This is a genomic window from Streptomyces sp. NPDC048417 (assembly GCF_040651615.1).
Taxonomy (GTDB): Bacteria; Actinomycetota; Actinomycetes; order Streptomycetales; family Streptomycetaceae; genus Streptomyces.
Genome location: NZ_JBEZKI010000019.1, coordinates 34,390 through 52,536, shown reverse-complemented (window position 1 = coordinate 52,536; position 18,147 = coordinate 34,390). Strand labels below are relative to the sequence as shown.

The following is an 18,147-nucleotide window of genomic DNA, read 5'->3' as shown; positions in this document are numbered from 1 at the left end:
GTTCCGGGGGCGGGCCGGCGTGAACGGCGTGTGACGGACCGGAGCCCGTCTTGGGCTCGGAGCGGGAAGGGAGAGAGGATGACGGAGAGGATGACAGGAACCGGCCGGCAGTGACAGCGGAAGGAAGCAGCGTGAGCGAGACGGACACGGCCAGGAGCGTCACCGGCGAGGACGAGGTCGTGGACCTCTGCCGCGAGCTGATCCGCTTCGACACCAGCAACTACGGCGACCACTCCGGGCCGGGCGAGCGCAAGGCCGCCGAGTGGGTGGCCGAGAAGCTCGCCGAGGTCGGCCTTGAGCCGAAGATCTTCGAGTCGCACCCGGGCCGCGCCTCGACGGTGGCCCGCATCGAGGGCGCGGACCCGACCCGGCCCGCCCTGCTGATCCACGGCCACCTCGACGTCGTACCGGCCAACGCCGACGACTGGACCCACCACCCGTTCTCCGGCGAGATCGCCGACGGGTGCGTGTGGGGCCGGGGCGCGGTCGACATGAAGGACATGGACGCGATGACCCTGGCGGTCGTGCGGGACCGGCTGCGCAGCGGCCGGAAGCCGCCCCGGGACATCGTGCTCGCGTTCCTCGCCGACGAGGAGGCCGGCGGCACCTGGGGCGCCCGGCACCTCGTCGACCACCACCCGGACCTCTTCGAGGGCGTCACGGAGGCGATCAGCGAGGTGGGCGGCTTCTCCTTCACGGTGAACGAGCAGCGCCGGCTCTATCTGATCCAGACGGCCGAGAAGGGCATGCACTGGATGAAGCTGAAGGTGGCCGGTACCGCCGGGCACGGCTCGATGATCCACCGCGACAACGCGATCACCGAGCTCTCGGAGGCCGTGGCCCGGCTCGGCCGGCACCGCTTCCCGGTACGGGTCACCAAGACCACCCGGGCCTTCCTCGACGAACTGGGCGACGCGCTCGGCACCGAACTGGACCCGGAGGACATGGAGTCGACGCTGGCCCGGCTCGGCGGCATCGCCAAGCTCATCGGCGCGACCCTGAGTAACACCGCCAACCCCACCCAGCTGAACGCCGGTTACAAGGTCAACGTCATCCCCGGTGAGGCCACCGCGCACGTGGACGGCCGATTCCTGCCCGGTCACGAGGACGAGTTCCTCACCGACCTCGACCGGATCCTCGGCCCGCACGTGGTCCGCGAGGACGTGCACTCCGACAAGGCGCTGGAGACCTCCTTCGACGGGGCGCTGGTGGAGGCCATGCAGTCCTCGCTGCTGGCCGAGGACCCCACCGCCAAGGCGATCCCCTACATGCTCTCCGGCGGCACCGACGCCAAGTCCTTCGACGACCTCGGCATCCGCGGCTTCGGCTTCGCACCGCTGAAGCTGCCGCCGGAGCTGGACTTCGCGGGCATGTTCCACGGCGTGGACGAGCGGGTGCCGGTGGACGGTCTGCGGTTCGGCGTGCGGGTGCTCGACCGCTTCATCGACGCGTCGTGAAGCCCTGGCTTCAGGTAATCGGGCGGCTGTGCGAGATCGACTGAAAAGAGTGAATGCGACGATAAGCTCGTAGCTCCATTACTCCCTCCTCGTTACATCTAATGCGATCCGCTACTTGGGATCGTATTGCCAACAAGGAGGAATAATGCTCAAGAAGGTCGTCGCTGCTGCGGCTGCCACTGGTGGTCTGGTTCTCGCGGGTGCGGGCCTGGCTGTCGCCGATTCGGGTGCCCAGGGCGCTGCCGTGGGTTCCCCGGGTGTCGTCTCCGGCAACGTGATCCAGGTTCCCGTGCACGTCCCGGTGAACGTCTGCGGCAACACGATCTCGGTGATCGGGCTGCTGAACCCCGCCTTCGGCAACACCTGCGTCAACAAGTGACGCCCACTCCCTGAGGGGCGTCTTTCCGTCGGCCCCGGAGCGCGCGCCATGCGCTCCGGGGCCGACCGGTTTTCGCGGGCTCTTTCCGCGAGAAATGCAACAGTTCAGGATCCAAGGCAGGGGGGAATTCAGAGATGCGACAGGGCACCCGTAAGGGCCTCATGACAGTGGCCGCGGCGACCGGCGTGATCGCCGCGGCGGGCGGCTACGCCCATGCCGACTCGGGAGCCACCGGCTCCGCCACCGACTCACCCGGTGTGCTCTCCGGGAACACGGTGCAGGCGCCGGTGCACGTTCCGGTGAACGTCTGCGGCAACACCGTGAACGTCGTCGGCGCCCTCAACCCGTCGATGGGCAACAAGTGCGCCAACCACGGGGGCGGGGGCGGTGCTTCCGTCGGCCATGGCGGCCATGGCGGCCACGGCGGCCACGGCGGGTACGGCGGGTACGGGGGAGACACGGGGCACGGCGGTGGGCACGGAAGCCACGGCGGCTCGCACGCCGGGGGGCACACCGGTGGCTCGCCCGGGGTCGGTTCGGGCAACACCGTGCAGGTGCCGATCGACGTTCCGGTCAACGTGTGCGGGAACAGCGTCAACGTCATCGGGATCGGCAACGCCGCCGTGGGCGACGAGTGTGCGAACGGCGGGAGTTCCGGACATTCCGGCGGCTCCGGCCACTCCGGAGACTGTCACCACACGCAGCCGCCCGGACACGGGGGGCACGGACACGGGACCCCTCCCGGGCACGGCGGGCACGGAGGACATGGCGGACACGGCGGCAACCCGCCCGGGAAGCCGGGTCAGCCGGGGACTCCGGGTCAGCCAGGAACCCCTGGACACCCTGGGCAGCCGGGCAACCCGGGCCAGCACCCCGGTACGCCGCCCGGTCACTCCGGGGGAGGGACCGTCACGACCGGTACCCACGGCTCCCCCCTCGTCGACCCGCTGGGCAGCCTCTCGGTGACCCAGCCCGGGCCGGCCGCCGCGCAGCTCGCGCACACCGGCAGTGACCTGCCGCCGGGCCTCGCGCTCCCGGCGGGCGCCGGCGCGCTGCTCGCGGGCGCGGTGCTGTACCGCAAGGCGCGCGCCTCGGCGTAGCGCACGGACCGTGACGCACCTCTCAGAGGGGGCGCCCCCGGCGGCGGTGCGTGGAACGGAGCGGGCCCCGTCGATGCGGGGCCCCTTCCGTCATTCGGCGAGTCTCACCATGTGGCACGCACCTGGCGGATGATCCGCCGGCGCAACCGCACCCTGCGGCTGCCGTCTCGCATGAGGCTCAGTCGGTCCAACTCCCAGTGTCCGTACTCGGCATGGTCTGTCAGCAGGCGCGTCGCCTCCTTGCGGGACACCCCGCGAGGCACGTACACGTCGACAAATTCGTATTCCGGCATCGCATCTATTGTGCGGGCTGGTGCCCGGTACGGATAGCGTCTGCACTATGTCTGATGCTGCGCAGCCCACCGCTGCCGAGGTACGCGCCGCCGCCGAGGCGGTCAAGACCGCGCTCGACCGCCATCTGGCCGCGGTCGAACGCAGGTCGGGGGAGGACGACCCGGCTGTCTACGAGGCGTTCAACCAGCTGGCCGCGGCCGCCGAGGTCTACGACGAGCTGCTCTACGACCGCTATGACGAGGTCACCCCCTTCGAGATCCCCGGTACCGAGGACTCGCTGCCACCGTATGCGGGGCCCGAGGAACCGAACGCGATCAGCGTGCTGATCCGCCGCGACTACGCCGTGGCGGAACCACAGCGGCTGCTGGCGCAGGCCCAGCGGGTGGAGGCGGCGGAGTACGACGACGGTCCCGGCGCGGACCAGGACGCCGCCGGCACGATCCACGGGGCGCTGGGGATCCTGTTCGGCGAGTTCGAGCCGGACGAGATCGCCTCCCGGCACAAGGAGTTCGGCCTGGAGGAGGGCGACTCCACACTGTGGGTGACCGCGGCGGACGAGCAGGCCGAGCCCGGTGAGTGGCTGGAGGCCCCGTTCGAGGGGGTCGATCCGCAGCGGGTCGTGTGCCGGTTCGACGTCAGCGCGGTGTTCGACGACGAGGACGGCGACGACGGCGACGACGGCGAGGACACCGGGCGCAGCGTGGACGCGGACGAGCTGGACGACGACCTCGACCTCGACGAGGACGAGGACCTGGAGCCGTTGGACGCCGAACGCTGACCCTGCGGTGACCGGCGGTGCCTTGCGGGCTTTCAGGCCGGCCGGGCACCGCCGGTCACCGGACACGGCGGGTACAGCGCAGAAGAAGCAGAAGAAGGGGCGGGTCCGGGTCAGGCTTCGGCGGTCGCCGGTGCCTGCGTCTTGAGGAGGAGCGGCAGGCGGGTCGTCCGGGGCTTCGGCAGGGTCTCGGCCACCGCCTTCGGCAGGGCCTGTTCCACGCCGTGGACCACCGACAGATGCCGCTCCGCCCGGCTGAACGCCGTGTACACCCAGGGGCGGCTGAGGGCCTGGGCCGCGTCCCCGGGCAGCACCACGACCGCGGCGGGCCAACGGCCGGCCACCGCCTGGTGGGCGGTCAGCGCCCAGCCGTGGCGCACGGCCTGCTCCACCCGCTCCTTCGGTACGACCACGGGCGTGCCTGCGCACGACAGGTGCAGTCCGTCGGAGTCGGCGTTCACCACCTGGCCCGGGACCGTACGGCCCGGGGTGGGGGAGTAGGCGATCCGGTCACCCGGGTCGAAGCCGCCGAAGCGGCCGGGGCCCGGATTGAGCCGTTCCTTGAGCGCCGCGTTGAGGGCGCGGGTGCCGGCCGCGCCGCCGTGGCCCGGGGTGATCACCACGGTCTGTTCGGCGGGGACGCCGATGGCGCGCGGGACGGAGTCGGCGACCAGCTGCACCGTCCGGTGCACCGCCTCGCCCGCGTCCCGCACCGGCACGATCACGATCTCCTTGCCGGGCGCCTCGACCTGGGTCAGCTCGCCGGCGCCGATCCCGGAGACCAGTTCGCCGAGCGGGCCGGGGTCGGGCGTGCGCGAGGCGATCCCCGGGCACACCCGGGCCGCCAGCAGGTCGGCGAAGACCCGCCCGGGGCCCGCCGACCACAGCACCGCCGGATCCCCGCTCAGCACCAGCCGGGCCCCGTCGGGCAGCGCCTCCACGAGCATCGCCGCGCCCTCCACGTCCAGCTGGGGCGCGTCCAGCACGATCAGCAGGTCGAGGTCCAGGGCGCCCTCGGCGTCCCGGCCCGGCCCCTCGGCGCCGGAGAGCAGACCGGCGACCGTGCCGACGGCCGCCTCGCCGTCCGCCGCCAGGGCGGCCAGGCGGCGGTGTCCCTCCGGGGTGTGGGTGGCGGCGAAGGCACGCAGTCCGGCGCTCCGGGCGGCGCTCAGCAGGGCCGCCGGTTCGGCGCGCGCCGCCTCGCCGCCCGTGTGCAGCACAAGGCCGTGCCCGGCGACCGCCGCCGCCAGCTCGGCCGCGCCGCCGGTGGCCGCCGCGACGGCTGCCTCCCAGCGCTCCTCGGCGTCCTTGGACAGGGAGTTGACCAGCCGGGCCAGTCCGTCGGCGAGACTCTCCTCGGCCAGCGCGTACCGCTCCAGACCGACCAGGACCCGCACCGGCCGCTCCTCCTCGTCGTCCTCGGGCTCGGGGGCGCCCGGATCCAGGGCGTCCTGGAAGACCAGCGCGTCTCCCTCGGCGATCGCGCTCTGCACGGCTGCCTCGGGGTCGGGCACCGCCCGCTGGGCCAGCGCGGCGGTGAGCGCCGGCATCTCCAGCGCGGTGTGCCCGGCCAGGGCGGCCTGCTCCAGGAGCCAGCCGGTCATGGCCCGGCCCCGACGCTCGTCGTCCGGACCGCACTCCGCGCCCAGCAGCGCCCGCGCGAACCCGTCCGCCTGGTCCGGCCGTACGCCGGTGACCCGCAGCAGCTGCCAGGGGTCCTCCCGCAGCAGGGTGTCCGCGCCCTCACCGAGGGCGGCGGCGATCTGGGGAGCGAGCGAGTCGGGCGCACCGCCTTCGGTCAGCAACGCCCGGACCGCCGCGACCGTCTCCGTGGCGGGCGCGACGGCGACAGGCGCCGGCTGCGGCCTGTGCACCGGCTCCGGGGCGGCCGCCGGGCGCGGTGCGGGCTCCGGGGCGGCGAACACGGTGGCCGCCGGCTGCGCGCCGCTCTCCACCGCCCGGATCGCCGCGAGCAGGTCGGCCGCCTTGCCACTGAGCCCGGCCCCGCTCTCGATGGGACCCTTCTTCTCCGCCTTCCGGCGCTCGATCCGCTCCCGCTCGATCCGCTGCGCGGCCAGCTCGGCCTCGGCCTCGGACTGCTTCGCCGCGCCCGCCGGGTCGTCCTCACCCGAGCCGGCCTGCCCATCACCGCCCGCGACCGCGGCAGCGGAGCCGTCGGCCTGTGCATCGTCGGCCTCCCCACCACCGCCCGCGCCCGCGGTGGCGGGCTCGCCGACCTGCGCACCGCCGGCCTGCCCATCACCGGCCGCGCCCGCGGCAGCGGAGCCGTCGGCCTCCGCACCACCGGCCTCCGCACCATCGCCCGCGGCCGTGGTGGCGGGCTCGCCGGTCTCGGTCCTGTCGCTGTCATCGCCCGCTCGGCCCGTGTCCGCCGTGCGGGGACCGGCTGCCTGCGGATCGCTCGCCGCGGCCGTGCCGGCGGTGAGGTCTTCGGCCTCCGTCGTCCCCCCGGCCGTCGTGGCCTCGTCGGCCTCGGGCGTGGCGCCCAGCCCCGGCTCCGTGCTCACAGCGTGCTCCAGTCGTGATCGGGATAGCGGTGCACGGGCGCCGACACGTCGTCGAGCGCCCGGCAGATCTCGTCAGGAAGAGTAAGCGCCTCCACTGACAATGCCCCCGTGAGCTGCTGCGCGTTGCGCGCGCCGACGATCGGCGCGGCCACGCCCGGCCGGTCCCGGACCCAGGCGAGCGCCACCTGGAGCGGCGTCACGGCGAGCCCGTCCGCCGCCGTCTGCACCGCGTCCACGATCCGGGTCGCGGTGTCGTCGAGGTACGGCGCGACGAACGGCGCCAGATGCTCGGAGGCGCCGCGCGAGTCCGGGGGAGTGGAGTGGCGGTACTTCGCGGTCAGTACGCCCCGGCCCAGCGGGGAGGACGGCAGCAGGCCGATGCCGAGGTCGAGAGCGGCGGGCAGCACCTCGCGCTCCACGCCCCGCTGGAGCAGTGAGTACTCCAGCTGCGTGCTGGCCAGCCGGGTGCGGGTGCCCGGCGCCGCGAGCTGCCAGGTCGCCGCCTTCGCGATCTGCCAGCCGCAGAAGTTGGAGACCCCGGCATACCGGGCGCGGCCGCTGCTCACGGCCAGGTCGAGGGCCTGGAGGGTCTCCTCCAGCGGGGTGTCCGGGTCGTAGGCGTGCACGTGCCAGACGTCGACGTAGTCGGTGCCTAGGCGGGCCAGGGAGGCGTCGAGCGCGGCGAGCAGATGGCCGCGGGATCCGTTGAAACGGCGGTCGGGATCGGGGACGCTGCCCGCCTTGGTCGAGATGACCAGGTCCCGGCGCGGCACCAGCCCTTCTATGAGTTGTCCGAGCAGGTACTCGGCCTCTCCGTCGCCGTACACGTCCGCGGTGTCGACGAGGGTTCCGCCGGCCTCCCAGAACGCCTTCAGCATGTCCGCGGCGTCGTGCTCGTCGACGTCCCGGCCCCAGGTGAGGGTGCCGAGCCCGATCCGGGACACGCGCAGGCCGGTACGGCCGAGATGCCTCTGCTCCATGCCCGCGAGATTACTGGCCAGAGCTGGCGCGTTGGGTTGCCTGTGGATAACCGATTTCACAAGGCAGCGGTGCGTTGCGGGAGGCGGGAGCCGACCCACCCGGGGGCGCCGGGCAGTGCCGATATGCGGCTCCGCCGCGCGGGCGCGACCGGCCCCCACGACCCGCGGCCGGACCACGACCGATCTCCCACCCGCCAAATGACCGCGCTAAGGTCTCCGCAACAGCGACGTTACTGATCGGTAAGGGGATCGGCCATGAAGCTCGGGATCAACCTCGGCTACTGGGGTGCCGGGATGGACGGGGACAATCTGGCCGTGGCGCAGGAGGCCGAGCGGCTCGGGTACGCCGTCTGCTGGGCCGCCGAGGCCTACGGCTCCGACGCCGCCACCGTGCTCAGCTGGGTCGCCGCCCAGACCGAGCTCATCGACGTCGGCTCGGCCATCTTCCAGATCCCGGCCCGGCAGCCCGCGATGACCGCGATGACCGCTGCGACACTCGACTCGCTGTCCAAGGGCCGCTTCCGGCTCGGCCTCGGCGTGTCCGGCCCGCAGGTCTCCGAGGGCTGGTACGGCGTCAAGTTCGACAAGCCGCTCTCCCGCACCCGCGAGTACGTGGAGATCGTGCGCAGGGCGATGAGCCGCGAGCGGCTGTCGTACGAGGGCGAGCACTGGACGCTGCCGCTGCCGGGCGGTCCCGGCAAGCCGATCAAGCTGACCGTGCACCCGGAGCGCGAGCACATCCCCGTCTACATCGCCGCCATCGGGCCGAAGAACCTGGAGCAGACCGGTGAGATCGCCGACGGCGCGCTGCTGATCTTCCCCTCCGCCGAGCACCTGGAGGAGACGGCCGTCAAGTACCTGCGCGCGGGGCGGGAGAAGGCCGGCCGGACCCTCGACGGGTTCGACATCTGCCCGACGCTGCCGCTCGCCGTCGGCGACGACAAGGACGTGGCCGCGCTCGCCGACACCTTCCGGCCGTACACCGCGCTGTACGTCGGCGGCATGGGCAGCCGCAAGCAGAACTTCTACAACCAGCTCGCCCAGCGCATGGGGTACGAGCAGGAGGCCGCCGAGATCCAGGACAAGTACCTGTCCGGGGACAAGAACGGGGCCGCGGCCGCCGTTCCGCACGACCTGATCGACCAGACCACGCTGCTGGGTTCCGTGGACCGGATCGCCGACCGGATGAAGGCCTATGCGGCCGCCGGGGTCACCACGCTGTCCCTCGCGCCCGCCGGGTTCGCCCTGGACGAGCGGCTCGCCTCGCTGCGGGCCGGCGCCGAGGCCCTGGAGCGCGCCGGACTCGCCTGAGCACCCCGGCGAGAGAGAAGTCCGCGGCCGTGGTGGGGGCTCGGGGGTCTTCCCCGCCACGGCCGTCATCCAGAACAACGCGCCCGCGCCCGCGCGGTTACGCCCCCGGTGTGACCCCGGGGCTCCTCCGTTCGGCCGAGTTCGTCCGCACAGCTGTTGCAGCCGTCCGGATGCGGCATTTGACTCGTTCTCTGCGGGTCTGGTGAGTCCTCCGGAGGGGTGCCCACGATGCTTTCGGCCAAGAGTCTGTTCCGGGAGATCCTCGACAACGACGAATCCTTCCGGCTCTTCTGTTCCATCGCGGCCGGCGGCGAGTCGCAGGGCGGCTGGGAGAACACGCGGATCGCCGCACTGGTACCGGAGAGCGAACGCGACCTCGCCCCCAAGATCGCCCGCCACGGCGCCGACGAGGACAAGCACGGGCGCATCTTCAACACCCTCATGAAGAAGCGCGGGCTCACCCCCGTCCCGGTCCCGCCCGACACCGACTACACGATGCTCCTGGAGCGGCACGGCATCGGGCTCGCCCACGCCAGACTCCGGGCCGACCGGCCGCTCACCGTGGCCGACATCGTCATATACCTCGCCCACAGCCGGGTCACCGAGCAGCGCGCCTCGGAGCAGATGGAGCTGCTGCGCAGGCACTTCGCCGACCATCCGGACCTCGGCCGCGCGGTGCGGATGATCTCCGACGACGAGGACGGCCACCTCGCCTACTGCCACGAGGAACTGCTGCGGTACGCGGCCGCCGGGCACGGCCGCGCGATCCAGCGCACCCTGCGCGCGTGCGCGCTCGCCGAGATCCGGATCTACCGGGACGTCAGCCTCGCCGTCATGGCCCACATGGGCCGCATCCTCGGCTGGCCGAAGGGCAGGTCCGCGCTCCTCGCGTTCGCCATCCACGCCGTCTACGGCTACGAGCGCGCCGCCGGCTGGCGCCGGATGGTGTCGCTGCGGATGCCGGAGCGCAGGAACGCCCTGGGCGGCCCCCCCGCCCCCGCCCCCGAACTCGCCTGAGCAGAAGGGGCGCCCGGCCGCCGCGAGTGCCTCACATCCAGCCGCGGCGCTTGAACATCCGGTACAGCACCAGCTCCAGGGCGGCCATGACCAGGATCACCGCCGGGTACCCCCAGAGCCAGTGCAGCTCGGGCATGTGGTCGAAGTTCATGCCGTAGATCCCCGCGATCAGCGTGGGGACCGCCGCCATGGCCGCCCACGCGGAGATCTTCCGCATGTCGTCGTTCTGCCGCACGCTCATCTGCGCGAGATGGGCGCTGAGGACGTCCGACACCAGCCGGTCCAGGGCCTCCACGCCCTCGTTCACGCGCAGGAGGTGGTCGTTGACGTCCCGGAAGAAGGGGCGGGCGTCCTCGCGCACGAAGGGCACCGTCAGGCCGCTGCCGTACGGGCCCACTCCCGCCAGCTTGGTCATCGGCAGGGCCAGCGGCACGGTGGACCGGCGGAACTCCAGGATCTGCCGCTTGAAGGTGTAGATCCGCGACGCGGTGTGCCGGGAGCTGCCGCCGCTCGGCGAGAACACCTCGGCCTCCAGCTCCTCCAGGTCGTTCTGCAGTTCGGTCGCGACCTCCAGGTAGTTGTCGACGACCGCGTCGGAGATCGAGTACAGCACTCCCGTCGGCCCGTGCTTGAGCAACTCGTGCTGCTCTTCGAGGTGGCGCCGGATGTCCCCGAGCGGTGAGGGGGTCCCGTGGCGCACAGTCACCACGAAGGAGTCCCCGATGAAGATCATCAGCTCACCGGAGGTCACCGTGTCGCTCTTCGGCTCGTACGTCACCGGCTTCAGGACGACGAACAGCGAGTCGTCGTACACCTCCAGCTTGGGCCGCTGGTGGGCGGTCAGGGCGTCCTCGACGGCCAGCGGATGCAGCCCGAACTCGTCGGTGACCAGGTCGAACTCGCGTTCCGTCGGCTCGTACAGGCCGATCCAGAGGAAACTGTCGCCACGCGCGCGTGCCTCCGCGAGGGCGTCGGAGAAGTCCTGCGGGGTCTCCGTCCGCTCCCCGTCCCGGTAGATGGCACAGTCGACGATCACGGAGAGTATTGTCCCGTCGCCCGGCCCGCACCGCATTCCGTGACGTTTCTCGCCTCCGGGCCGCCCCGGCCGGCGTCGAGGGGCCGAACGCACGGAGCCCCGACGCGCTGGGCGGGTTCGGCCCCTCCCCACCGGCGCACGCCTTGGGCGGGCAAACGCCTACCCTGGGCCGCATGCCCACGCTGATCCTCGTAAGGCACGGACGGTCCACCGCCAACACCTCCGGGCTGCTCGCCGGCTGGACGCCCGGCGTCGCCCTCGACGAGCGCGGAGCCGCCCAGGCCGCCGCGCTGCCCGGCCGGCTCGCCGGGCTGCCGATCTCGGAGGTCGTCGCCAGCCCCCTGCAGCGCTGCCAGGAGACGATCCGCCCCCTGCTGGACGCCCGCCCGGAGCTCACCGCCCACACCGACGAGCGGATCGGGGAGGCCCACTACGGAGACTGGTCCGGCCGCAAGCTCGCCGAACTCAAGGACGAGCCGCTGATGGAGGTGGTGCAGGCGCACCCGTCGGCGGCCGCCTTCCCGGGCGGGGAGTCCATGCGCGCCATGCAGACCCGCGCCGCCGAGGCCGTCCGCGAGTGGAACGCGCGCGTGGAGCGCGACCACGGCTCCGACGCCGTCTACCTGATGTGCTCGCACGGCGACATCATCAAGTCGCTCGTCGCGGACGCGCTCGGCCTGCATCTCGACCTCTTCCAGCGGATCTCCGTGGAACCGTGTTCCATCACCGCGATCCGTTACACCCGCCTGCGGCCGTTTCTCGTTCGTCTCGGGGACACCGGGGATTTCGCGTCCCTTGCCCCCCGCGAGGAACCTCCCGGGGAAGACGCCCCGGTCGGTGGCGGTGCCGGCGCGCCGTGATCGTCAGCCGCAGTAGGGTGAAGCGATCCACGTAGTCGCCGACCGGCAACCCGCACGGTCAGTCGCCCTTCCGAGCCCACGCACTCTCGATTCCCATGGAGACAGGACGTGTCCCGTCAGGTGTTCCTCTACGATCCGCCGGACCGCTTCGTCGCGGGCACGGTCGGACTGCCCGGACGCCGTACGTTCTTCCTCCAGGCCACGGCCGGCCCCCGGACGACCAGCGTGGCCCTGGAGAAGACCCAGGTGGCCGCGCTCGCCGAACGCATGGACGAACTCCTCGACGAGGTCGTCCGGCGCAGCGGCGGCAACGCGGCCGTCCCCGCCGTCGCACCCACCGAGATCGCCGACAGCGCCCCGCTGGACACCCCCGTCGAGGAGGAGTTCCGCGTCGGCACCATGGCGCTCGCCTGGGACGGCGAGGAAGAGCGCATGATCGTCGAGGCGCAGGCGCTCGTGGAACTGGACGCCGACTCCGACGAGGACCTCGCCGAGGCCGAGGAGCGGCTCCTGCAGGACGAGGAGAACGGGCCCCCGATGCTGCGGGTCCGGCTGTCCGGCGCGCAGGCCAGGGCCTTCGCCAAACGCGCCCTGGACGTCGTCAACGCCGGGCGGCCGCCGTGCCCGCTGTGCAGCCTCCCGCTCGACCCGGAAGGACACGTATGTCCGCGCCAGAACGGATACCGCCGCGGAGCGTGACCCCCGGCGAACTGCTCGTCCACGGTGAGCTGAAGGTACGCGGCCGCATCCGCGACGCCTCCAACGCCGCGCTGTTCTGCACGGTCGCGCACGACGGCCAGGAAGCGTCCTGCGTCTACAAGCCGGTCGCCGGGGAACGCCCGCTGTGGGACTTCCCCGACGGCACCCTCGCCCAGCGCGAGGTCGCCGCCTACGAGGTCGCCGCGGCCACCGGCTGGGACCTCGTCCCGCCCACCGTGCTGCGCGACGGCCCCTACGGCGAGGGCATGTGCCAGCTCTGGATCGACATAGACCCCGAGAGCGCCGACCTGCTCGCCCTGGTCGACGCCGAGGAGCCGGAGCCGGGCTGGAAGGCGATCGGGTTCGCCGAGGTCGGCGAGGGGAGGACCGCGCTGCTGGTGCACGCCGACGACGAGCGGCTGCGCCGGCTCGCCGTCCTCGACGCCGTGATCAACAACGCCGACCGCAAGGGCGGCCATCTGCTGCCCACCGCCGAGGGGCGGCTCTACGGCATCGACCACGGAGTGACCTTCAACACCGAGAACAAGCTGCGCACCCTGCTGTGGGGCTGGGCGGGGGAGCCGCTCACCGGAGATGCCGTCGAGGCCCTCAAGGGGCTCCGTGAGGCCCTCGGCGGGGCTCTGGGGGCCCGGCTGGCCGAGCTGATCACCACCGCCGAACTCGACGCCACGCGCGCGCGTGTCGACGCGCTGCTCACCACCGGAAAGCACCCGGAACCGAGCGGAGAGTGGCCGGCCATCCCGTGGCCGCCCGTGTGACCGGCCCGCAGCACATCACGGACGCAAGATCAAGAGTGCCTTCCCGGCCATCTGGCCTGGTCCGGTTCGTATACCGAACTCGGGTCCGGTTACGCTCATGTACATGCATGCCTGGCCCGCTTCCGAGGTCCCCGCCCTGCCTGGTCAGGGCCGCGACCTGAGGATCCACGACACCGCGACCGGCGGTCCTGTCACCCTCGACCCCGGTCCCGTCGCCCGTATCTATGTCTGCGGCATCACCCCGTACGACGCCACCCACATGGGACACGCGGCGACCTACAACGCGTTCGACCTGGTTCAGCGTGTGTGGCTCGACACCAAGCGGCAGGTGCACTACGTCCAGAACGTGACGGACGTCGACGACCCGCTCCTGGAGCGCGCCGAGCGCGACGGCGTCGACTGGGTCGCCCTCGCCGAGAAGGAGACGGCCCTCTTCCGCGAGGACATGACCGCCCTGCGGATGCTGCCCCCGCAGCACTACATAGGCGCGGTCGAGGCGATACCCGGCATCGTGCCGCTGGTCGAGCGGCTGCGCGACCTCGGCGCCGCCTACGAACTCGAAGGCGACGTCTACTTCTCCGTCGAGTCCGACCCGCACTTCGGCGAGGTCTCGGGCCTCGACGCGGCCGCCATGCGGCTGCTGTCCGCCGAGCGCGGTGGCGACCCCGACCGCCCGGGCAAGAAGAACCCCCTCGACCCGATGCTGTGGATGGCCGCCCGCGAGGGCGAACCCAGCTGGGACGGCGGCTCCCTCGGCCGCGGCCGCCCGGGCTGGCACATCGAGTGCGTGGCCATCGCCCTCGACCACCTCGGCATGACCTTCGACGTCCAGGGCGGCGGCTCCGACCTCGCCTTCCCGCACCACGAGATGGGCGCCTCGCACGCCCAGGTGCTCACCGGCGAGTTCCCGATGGCCAAGGCGTACGTCCACGCCGGCATGGTCGGCCTCGACGGCGAGAAGATGTCCAAGTCCAAGGGCAACCTGGTCTTCGTCTCCCAGCTGCGCCGTGACGGCGTCGACCCGGCCGCCATCCGCCTCACCCTGCTCTCCCACCACTACCGCGCGGACTGGGAGTGGACCGACCAGGTCCTGGCGGACGCGGTGACCCGCCTCGACCGCTGGCGAGCAGCGGTCTCCCGCCCGGACGGCCCGCCGGCCGAGGCCCTGGTGGAGGAGATCCGCGAGGCCCTGAGCAACGACCTGGACGCCCCTGCCGCATTGGCGGCGGTGGACCGCTGGGCCGCACTCCAGCAGGACCAGGGGGGTTCGGACACGGGCGCGCCCGGGGTCGTATCCCGAGCGGTGGACGCGCTGCTGGGCGTAGCTCTCTAAGAAACGCCGGCCCCGCGCTCCTGTCCTTCAGGGGCGCGGGGAACCGCGCGCTCAGCCACAACGCACCCGCGGGAACGACTCGACGCGCACTCCCAACTGTCGAAGTCCTGTCGATCGGCCGACGCCGGTGTGCTCGGTGCGACACATGTGATGGGCTACGACGGTCAGTTGACCGTCGGACCGGCCAACTGCCGGTCGGTCCCCACGCGGAAGGCACCCCGTGGCCCACCCCCTGAGCCGACGCGGCCTCCTCACGATCGGCACGGCAACCCTCGGCGCCCTCGCCTCAGGCACCCACGCCGACGCGACCCCCCGCCCCGCTTCCCTCGCCCTCCCCGACGGCTGGCAGCCGGAGGGCATCACCATCGGCGCCGGGCCCTACGCCTACCTCGGCTCCCTCGCCGACGGCTCCATCTACCGCGCCGACCTGCGCACCGGCACCGGCAAGGTGGTCTCCACCGGCCCCGGCACCCCCGCCGTCGGCCTCAAACTCGACGCCCACGGACGGCTGTTCGTGGCCGCACGCGGCTTCGGCGCCCGCGTGGTCGACGCCCGCAGCGGCGAGACCCTCGCCTCCTACACCCTCGCCACCGCCACCCCGAGCTTCGCCAACGACGTCGTGCTGACCCCGCGCGCCGCCTGGTTCACCGAGTCCTACCAGCCGGTGCTCTACGGCCTCCCGCTCGGCCGGGACGGCGCGCTGCCGGCCGCCGAGGACGTCGTGCGGCTGCCGCTCACCGGCGACTGGAGCCAGACGGCCGACGGCGCCATCAACGCCAACGGCATCGCCCGCACCCCCGACGGCTCCGCACTCCTCGTCGTCCAAGGAGGGGTCGGCCTGCTGCACCGCGTCGACCCGCGCACCGGCGTCACCGAGACCGTCGACCTGGGCGACGCGGCCCCGCTCGGCAACGGCGACGGCCTGCTGGTCCGCGGGCGCACGCTGTACGCCGTCCAGAACCGGCAGAACGCCATCGACGTCTTCCGGCTGGCCCCGGACGGCCGCGGCGGGGTCTTCCAACGGCGGATCACCGACCCGGCCTTCGACGTCCCGACCACGGTCGCCGCGTACGGCGGCCGGCTCTATCTGCCCAACGCCCGCTTCACGACCGCGCCGACGCCCGGCACGACGTACTCCGTCACCGTGGTCGACGCCTGAGGCGTGACAGGAAGAAGGGGCGGTACGCGTCACGCGTACCGCCCCTCGTCCGGCCCTCGGTCAGTCCTCGGAGGTGTCCCCGCCCTCCGGGCCCAGGTCCTCGTCGGAGTCCGCGGAGTCGTCGGTGTCCGCGGGATTCCCCGGGTTCCCGGGCGTGTCGGGCTTCGGGGGTCTGGGCGGCCGGGTCTTGCCGCTCGGGTTGTCCCGCAGGTACGACGCGCTGTCGGTGCCGTCCGCCGTGGCGTGGCCGCCGGGCGGCGGGTTCACATCCCGGCGCCGCAGATAGCGCTCGAACTCACGAGCGATCGCCTCGCCCGACGCCTCCGGCAGTTCGGCGGTGTCCCGGGCCTCCTCCAGCGTCTGCACGTACTCCGCGACCTCGGTGTCCTCGGCGGCCAGCTGGTCCACCCCGACCTGCCAGGCGCGCGCGTCCTCGGCCAGCTCGCCCAGCGGGATCCGCAGGTCGAGCAGGTCCTCCAGGCGGTTCAGCAGCGCCAGCGTGGCCTTCGGGTTGGGCGGCTGGGAGACGTAGTGCGGGACGGCCGCCCAGAGCGAGACCGCCGGGACGCCCGCGTGCGTGCAGGCCTCCTGGAGGACGCCGACGATGCCCGTCGGACCCTCGTACTTGGTCTCCTCCAGGTCCATCCGCTGGGCCAGATCCGGGTCGGACGTGACCCCGCTGACCGGCACCGGACGCGTGTGCGGGGTGTCACCGAGCAGGGCGCCCAGGACGACCACCAGCTCCACGCCCAGTTCGTGGGCGAAGCCGAGGAGCTCGTTGCAGAACGAGCGCCAGCGCATGGACGGCTCGATGCCCCGCACCAGCACCAGGTCGCGCGGCTTGTCGCCGCCGACCCGGACCACCGACAGCCGTGTGGTCGGCCACGTGATCTTGCGCACGCCGGCGTCCATCCACACCGTGGGGCGGTTCACCTGGAAGTCGTAGTAGTCCTCGGCGTCCAGGGCCGCGAACACCTCGCCCTTCCATTCCCGCTCCAGATGCGCGACCGCGGTGGAGGCGGCGTCGCCGGCATCGTTCCAGCCTTCGAACGCGGCCACCATGACTGGGTCGATCAGCTCGGGAACCCCCTCCAGCTCGATCACCCAGCGCCTCCTTCCGACGTACCCTCGCGTACGCCCCAACCTTACGGCGTCCGGCGGGGGCGCCCGCAGCCCCCTTGCACGGGGGAGTGAACGGATCACTGCCCCGTTCGCCGCCCTCGAACACCCCGATTCGGCGAGGAACCGCTCACGGGCAGTAAGCGCTTCACAGGCTGCTGCGCAGCCACTGCTCCACGCTCGCGATGTGCACGGTCGCCCAGGAGCGGGCCGCCTCCGCGTCCCGGTCGCGCAGCGCGGCCAGGATCGCCCGGTGCTCGCGCAGGGTCCGGGCGACCGCGTCCTCCTGGGTCAGCCCGCGCCAGATCCGGGCCCGGGTGGTCGGCCCGGACAGCCCGTCAAGCAGCGAGCAGAGCACCGAGTTCCCGGAGCTCTGCACGATGCCCCGGTGAAACTCCAGGTCGCAGGCGACCAGCTCCTCCACCGAGGGCGCGGCACCCAGCGCGTCCAACTGGGCTGTCAGCGCGTTCAGTTGCTGCTCGCTGATCCGGGAGGCGGCCATCGCGGTCGCGGCCGGCTCCAGGATCCGGCGCACCGCGAGGAACTCCAGGACCGTGTCGTCACGGTGGAAGTCGACGACGAAGCTCATCGCCTCCAGGAGCAGTTGCGGGTCCAGGCTGGTCACGTAGGTGCCGTCGCCCTGCCGTACGTCCAGGATCCGGATCAGCGACAGGGCGCGCACCGCCTCCCGCAACGAGTTGCGGGACAGGCCGAGTTCGGCGGCGAGTTCGCTCTCCTTCGGCAACCGGTCACCGGGGCGCAGCGCACCGGAGACGATCATGTCCTTGATCTTCTCGATCGCCTCATCGGTGACTGCCATACCGGCCTCCTTGTCGCTGAGACATCCGATGTCTCAGCCACATTATGCGACCTGGTCAGGCCACCGTCAGACCGTGGTGCCGGGCACCGGCCGGGACCGGTGAGCGCCCCGCTCTCGGCCGCCGGCGGCCGCAGCGCTTCCCAGGGCACCACCGCACCGCGTTCGACACCGGCCGCGACGACCTCCCGGTGCGGGTTGTACGCACAGGTGGCCGCCGGGCGGCGGTCTCACTCCGCGTCGAACCACTCCCTGCCGGACGCCCAGTGCCGCACCCAGCCGGTGAAGCCCGGCACGGCCGTGGTGGACCCGAACTCCGCGCCGAACGGCATCGCGCCCTCGCCGTCGATCAGCCATGTGCGGCACTGACAACGGGCGCGCGAAGGGGGCGGCTCCCCAGGGGAGAGGAGCCGCCCCTTCGCAGACCCGACCCCGGTACGGCGGGGCCGACTCCAGCGGCTGCCGGACCGGTCAGGGGACCCGGCGCACCGCCCGTATCTCGTC

General features: G+C 72.5%; 17 protein-coding genes and 1 pseudogene. 11 read left to right on the top strand and 7 right to left on the bottom strand.

What is annotated here, in order from left to right; genetic code table 11:
• The first annotated feature begins 131 nt into the window (after positions 1 to 131).
• The 3 genes from AB0D59_RS28475 (at position 132) to AB0D59_RS28465 (ending at position 2,936) form a co-directional block, all read left to right on the top strand.
• Positions 132 to 1,457, top strand: coding sequence for a M20/M25/M40 family metallo-hydrolase (locus AB0D59_RS28475; RefSeq protein ID WP_362571064.1), 1,326 nt, complete (start codon positions 132 to 134; stop codon positions 1,455 to 1,457).
• A gap of 145 nt (positions 1,458 to 1,602) precedes the next feature.
• Positions 1,603 to 1,836: a chaplin ChpH gene (gene chpH / locus AB0D59_RS28470; RefSeq protein ID WP_362571061.1), complete on the top strand. Its 234-nt coding sequence runs from the start codon at positions 1,603 to 1,605 to the stop codon at positions 1,834 to 1,836.
• Positions 1,837 to 1,970: 134 nt separating this feature from the next.
• The gene (locus AB0D59_RS28465; protein WP_362571058.1) at positions 1,971 to 2,936 is read left to right on the top strand and encodes a chaplin; all 966 of its coding nucleotides are present in this window, start codon (positions 1,971 to 1,973) and stop codon (positions 2,934 to 2,936) included.
• A gap of 104 nt (positions 2,937 to 3,040) precedes the next feature.
• Here the strand turns inward: AB0D59_RS28465 and AB0D59_RS28460 are convergent, their stop codons facing one another.
• Positions 3,041 to 3,229 (bottom strand): DUF5703 family protein, encoded by a 189-nt coding sequence (locus tag AB0D59_RS28460; protein ID WP_046732800.1) that lies wholly within the window; start codon positions 3,227 to 3,229, stop codon positions 3,041 to 3,043.
• A gap of 47 nt (positions 3,230 to 3,276) precedes the next feature.
• On the opposite strand from AB0D59_RS28460, the gene AB0D59_RS28455 reads away from it, so the two are divergent.
• On the top strand, positions 3,277 to 4,008 hold the full coding sequence (locus AB0D59_RS28455; RefSeq protein WP_362571055.1) for a hypothetical protein: 732 nt from the start codon (positions 3,277 to 3,279) through the stop codon (positions 4,006 to 4,008).
• 110 nt (positions 4,009 to 4,118) lie between these two features.
• On the opposite strand, the gene AB0D59_RS28450 is transcribed toward AB0D59_RS28455, so the two are convergent.
• Positions 4,119 to 6,533, bottom strand: a complete 2,415-nt coding sequence (locus AB0D59_RS28450; RefSeq protein ID WP_362571052.1) for a helix-hairpin-helix domain-containing protein — start codon at positions 6,531 to 6,533, stop codon at positions 4,119 to 4,121.
• Positions 6,530 to 7,513: an aldo/keto reductase gene (locus tag AB0D59_RS28445; protein WP_362571049.1), complete on the bottom strand. Its 984-nt coding sequence runs from the start codon at positions 7,511 to 7,513 to the stop codon at positions 6,530 to 6,532. The genes AB0D59_RS28450 and AB0D59_RS28445 overlap by 4 nt, the downstream gene beginning before the upstream one ends.
• A gap of 255 nt (positions 7,514 to 7,768) precedes the next feature.
• Here AB0D59_RS28445 and AB0D59_RS28440 point away from each other — a divergent pair, with 255 nt between their 5' ends.
• Entirely contained in the window at positions 7,769 to 8,824 is a 1,056-nt protein-coding gene (locus AB0D59_RS28440; protein WP_362571046.1) for an LLM class F420-dependent oxidoreductase, read from the top strand.
• A gap of 228 nt (positions 8,825 to 9,052) precedes the next feature.
• Positions 9,053 to 9,841, top strand: coding sequence for a ferritin-like domain-containing protein (locus AB0D59_RS28435; RefSeq protein ID WP_362571044.1), 789 nt, complete (start codon positions 9,053 to 9,055; stop codon positions 9,839 to 9,841).
• A 31-nt stretch (positions 9,842 to 9,872) separates the two neighbouring features.
• On the opposite strand, the gene corA is transcribed toward AB0D59_RS28435, so the two are convergent.
• Positions 9,873 to 10,877 carry a magnesium/cobalt transporter CorA gene (gene corA, locus AB0D59_RS28430; RefSeq protein WP_362571041.1) on the bottom strand — a complete coding sequence of 335 codons (1,005 nt, stop codon included), beginning with the start codon at positions 10,875 to 10,877 and terminating at the stop codon, positions 9,873 to 9,875.
• Positions 10,878 to 11,050: 173 nt separating this feature from the next.
• Between corA and AB0D59_RS28425 the strand changes: the two genes are divergently transcribed.
• The 5 genes from AB0D59_RS28425 to AB0D59_RS28405 all read left to right on the top strand — a co-directional run bounded on the left by AB0D59_RS28425 (position 11,051) and on the right by AB0D59_RS28405 (position 15,707).
• Positions 11,051 to 11,737 carry a histidine phosphatase family protein gene (locus tag AB0D59_RS28425; RefSeq protein ID WP_351700140.1) on the top strand — a complete coding sequence of 229 codons (687 nt, stop codon included), beginning with the start codon at positions 11,051 to 11,053 and terminating at the stop codon, positions 11,735 to 11,737.
• A 108-nt stretch (positions 11,738 to 11,845) separates the two neighbouring features.
• Positions 11,846 to 12,436, top strand: coding sequence for a DUF3090 domain-containing protein (locus tag AB0D59_RS28420; protein WP_362571038.1), 591 nt, complete (start codon positions 11,846 to 11,848; stop codon positions 12,434 to 12,436).
• The gene (locus tag AB0D59_RS28415) at positions 12,400 to 13,215 is read left to right on the top strand and encodes an SCO1664 family protein (protein WP_362571035.1); all 816 of its coding nucleotides are present in this window, start codon (positions 12,400 to 12,402) and stop codon (positions 13,213 to 13,215) included. Before AB0D59_RS28420 ends, AB0D59_RS28415 begins: the two co-directional genes overlap by 37 nt.
• Positions 13,216 to 13,318: 103 nt before the next feature.
• Positions 13,319 to 14,548: a cysteine--1-D-myo-inosityl 2-amino-2-deoxy-alpha-D-glucopyranoside ligase gene (mshC, locus tag AB0D59_RS28410; RefSeq protein WP_362571032.1), complete on the top strand. Its 1,230-nt coding sequence runs from the start codon at positions 13,319 to 13,321 to the stop codon at positions 14,546 to 14,548.
• A gap of 220 nt (positions 14,549 to 14,768) precedes the next feature.
• Complete coding sequence (locus tag AB0D59_RS28405) at positions 14,769 to 15,707, top strand: superoxide dismutase (protein ID WP_362571029.1); 939 nt, start codon at positions 14,769 to 14,771, stop codon at positions 15,705 to 15,707.
• Positions 15,708 to 15,767: 60 nt separating this feature from the next.
• On the opposite strand, the gene AB0D59_RS28400 is transcribed toward AB0D59_RS28405, so the two are convergent.
• The 3 genes and pseudogenes from AB0D59_RS28400 to AB0D59_RS28390 all read right to left on the bottom strand — a co-directional run.
• A complete protein-coding gene (locus AB0D59_RS28400) occupies positions 15,768 to 16,811 on the bottom strand; it encodes a PAC2 family protein (protein ID WP_362571027.1) in 1,044 nt (347 codons plus the stop codon).
• 163 nt (positions 16,812 to 16,974) lie between these two features.
• Positions 16,975 to 17,646 carry a FadR/GntR family transcriptional regulator gene (locus tag AB0D59_RS28395; protein ID WP_362571024.1) on the bottom strand — a complete coding sequence of 224 codons (672 nt, stop codon included), beginning with the start codon at positions 17,644 to 17,646 and terminating at the stop codon, positions 16,975 to 16,977.
• Between the two features lie 227 nt (positions 17,647 to 17,873).
• A pseudogene (locus tag AB0D59_RS28390) lies at positions 17,874 to 17,981 on the bottom strand (SMI1/KNR4 family protein); the annotation flags it as partial.
• Between the last annotated feature and the right edge of the window lie 166 nt (positions 17,982 to 18,147).